Source organism: Oerskovia sp. NPDC056781 (genome assembly GCF_042789955.1).
Taxonomy (GTDB): domain Bacteria; phylum Actinomycetota; class Actinomycetes; order Actinomycetales; family Cellulomonadaceae; genus Oerskovia; species Oerskovia rustica.
In genome coordinates this window covers 1-2,481 of the sequence record NZ_JBHUAD010000362.1, presented here as the reverse complement: position 1 = coordinate 2,481, position 2,481 = coordinate 1, and the positions used below count along the sequence as shown (strand labels likewise).

The following is a 2,481-nucleotide window of genomic DNA, read 5'->3' as shown; positions in this document are numbered from 1 at the left end:
CGTGCGCGCCGCGCCAGAGCTGGGCGCTGGCGGTCTGGAGCGCCCGCATCTCGGGGCTCGTCTCGAGCGTGGCCGGGTCGCCCAGGTCGACGCCCGCGACGTGCGCGGCGAGCCCGAGGAGCGCGAGGTCCCAGCCGACGCCCACGGCCCCGGGGCCGAACTGGTCCCAGAACTCGGGTGGCACGATCGCGACGTGCTCGAGCGTCAGCTCGGTGGCCCCGCCGTCGGCGGGGGCGAGGCAGAGCTCGACCGTGCTCCGGTCCTCCTCGCTCATGCCCCAGGTCACGAGGAACCGGCGCGGCGGTTCGCACTCGCGCACCTCGCCGCCCGCGTTGCCCTGGAGCTGGTAGCGACCGCCCAGTCGCAGCTCGCCGGTCACGGGCAGGAACCACCGCGCGATGCGCTCGGCGTCGGTGCACGCGTCCCACACGTCCTCGACCGGGGCGTCGTAGGTGCGGCTCAGCAGCACGACGCGGGCGTCGTCGCGCGCGCCGACGGTGCGGCGGGCCCTGTCGATCTCGGTGCTCAGGTCGAACGTCATCTCGTGGCCTCCTTCGCGGGGACCGGCTGCGGGTCCGCGGCCGGTGCGGCAGGGGAAGCGTCCGGGGACGGTACGGCCCGACGGCGGGCGCGGCGCCCTCGCGCCAGCTCGGTGCCGAGCGCGTCGAGGCGCTGGTCCCAGAGCTGCCGGAGGCCGTCGAGCCAGTCGTCGACGTCGTCGAGCGCGCCGGGGTCCAGGGCGTAGAGCCTGCGGGTACCCGCTGCCTGGACTGTCGCGAACCCGTTCTCGCGCAGCACCTTGAGGTGCTGGGAGACCGCGGGCTGGCTGATCCCGAACTCGTCGCGGATCACCGCTGCCAGGTCTCCGGCGGACGTCTCGCCGCCGGACAGCAGCTCGAGGATCCGTCGCCGGACGGGGTCGCCGAGGACGTCGAACGCTTCCATCCGTCGATCATTCATCCGCAGCTTATATAAGTCAAGAGTGAAGGAATCAGCGCCCCTTCTTGCGCCCCTTCATCGACTGCGACTTCCCGAGCCGCTTCGCGACGGACTTGCCGGACTTCTTGCCGCCCTTGGGTGCCTGCTTGGCGCCGCTGCGCGCCGCGCTCGCCGTCCTGGCCCCCTTGGTGGCCTGCGCGGCCTTCCCGCCGCCCGACGGCGAACGCCCGTCCGCCTTCCTGCTCGCCTCGGACGTGGGCGGGGTGGGGCCCGCGACGCCGCGCGAGCTGTTGGCCGTGCGGCCCCGCACGATGCCGATGAACTCCTCGACGAGGTCCGACTTCTCCTCGGTGACCCAGCCGAGCGCGACGGGTGCCTCGGGCCCCCCGTCGAGGGTCCGGTACGTCAGGTCCTTGCGGTGGTGCAGGCGCGCGAGGGACTGCGGCACGACGAGCAGCCCGATCCCTGCCGCGACGAGCTCGATCGCGTCGGCCGTCGTCGCAGGGCGCTCCAGGGCCGGCTTGCCGGGCAGCACAGGGGTCGCCGCGTCGTCGGCACCCGAAGCAGCGGCGGAGGAGGCCCAGCCCAGCACGTCGTCGAGCGGGTGCAGCACGACCTCGTCCGCCAGGTCCGCCGCGGTGAGCGCTTCGTCACTCTCGAGGGCCGCGAACACGTGGTCGCGCGGCACCACGACGACCGGCACCTCGGTGTACATCGCGATGTGGCTCAGCCCCTCGCTGCGCACGGGGCGACGCAGGATCGCGACGTCCGCTCCGCCGTCGTGCAGGAGGGCCTCGACCTGCGAAGCCGGGACGGCGAGCGCCTCCAGGCGCACGCCCGGGACCCGGTCGATCCACGTCCGCACCCACTTCGAGGGCGTCACGCCGGGGACGTACGCGAGGCGGAACCCGGGGGTCTGCGCGTCGGTGACGTCCTCGGCCGGTCGGTCGGCGTCGTGCTCGGCGCTGCGCGCAGTCTCTTCCACCCCACAACCCTAGCCGCCCCAGGACAAGGAAACCGGGCCAGGACCGATACCCTGGGACCATGAGCACCCCGCACTCCTCCCAGACCATGAAGCCCGCGACCGCGGCGAAGAAGCTCGGGGTGTACCTTCCCGCCACTCCCCCGGAGTTCCAGGAGGGGACCATCACGCGCGGCCGGCTCGAGGAGCTCGAGACCAACCCGCCCGAGTGGCTCGTCGACCTGCGCCGCAACGGCCCCCACCCGCGCCCCGTCGTGGCCGGCCGCCTCAACGTGTCGATCGCGGGCCTCGCCCGCGGCGGCGTCGAGGACGCACTGACCACCGAGCAGATCAACGAGCTCCGTGAGGACCCGCCCGCGTGGCTCGTGCGCGAGCGCGAGATCCAGGCCGAGGTCCGTGCGGAGGAGGAGCGCATCAAGGCGCGTGACCTCAAGAAGGCCAAGAAGGTCGCCCGCGCCAACCGCGAGGCCGAGCAGAAGGCGCCGTCGGGCGAGTGACGCCGCGGGGCGCCCCGGGGGGGGCCACCCCAACCCCCGGCCCCCCCACCGGCCCGGCGGGCC

4 protein-coding genes are annotated in these 2,481 nt (G+C 74.0%); 1 reads left to right on the top strand and 3 read right to left on the bottom strand.

Features of this window, described 5'->3' with window-relative positions; all coding sequences use genetic code 11:
- The 3 genes from ACFRCR_RS18355 to ACFRCR_RS18345 form a co-directional block, all read right to left on the bottom strand.
- The coding region (locus ACFRCR_RS18355) for an SRPBCC family protein (RefSeq protein ID WP_377679605.1) at nt 1-541 on the bottom strand (541 nt) is incomplete at its 3' end.
- Nucleotides 538-945, bottom strand: coding sequence for an ArsR/SmtB family transcription factor (locus ACFRCR_RS18350; RefSeq protein WP_377679604.1), 408 nt, complete (start codon nt 943-945; stop codon nt 538-540). The genes ACFRCR_RS18350 and ACFRCR_RS18355, both read right to left, overlap by 4 nt.
- A 46-nt stretch (nt 946-991) precedes the next feature.
- Entirely contained in the window at nt 992-1,924 is a 933-nt protein-coding gene (locus ACFRCR_RS18345) for a LysR substrate-binding domain-containing protein (RefSeq protein ID WP_377679602.1), read from the bottom strand.
- Between the two features lie 59 nt (nt 1,925-1,983).
- Between ACFRCR_RS18345 and ACFRCR_RS18340 the strand changes: the two genes are divergently transcribed.
- A complete protein-coding gene (locus ACFRCR_RS18340) occupies nt 1,984-2,418 on the top strand; it encodes a DUF5997 family protein (protein WP_377679601.1) in 435 nt (144 codons plus the stop codon).
- Nucleotides 2,419-2,481 lie beyond the last annotated feature (63 nt).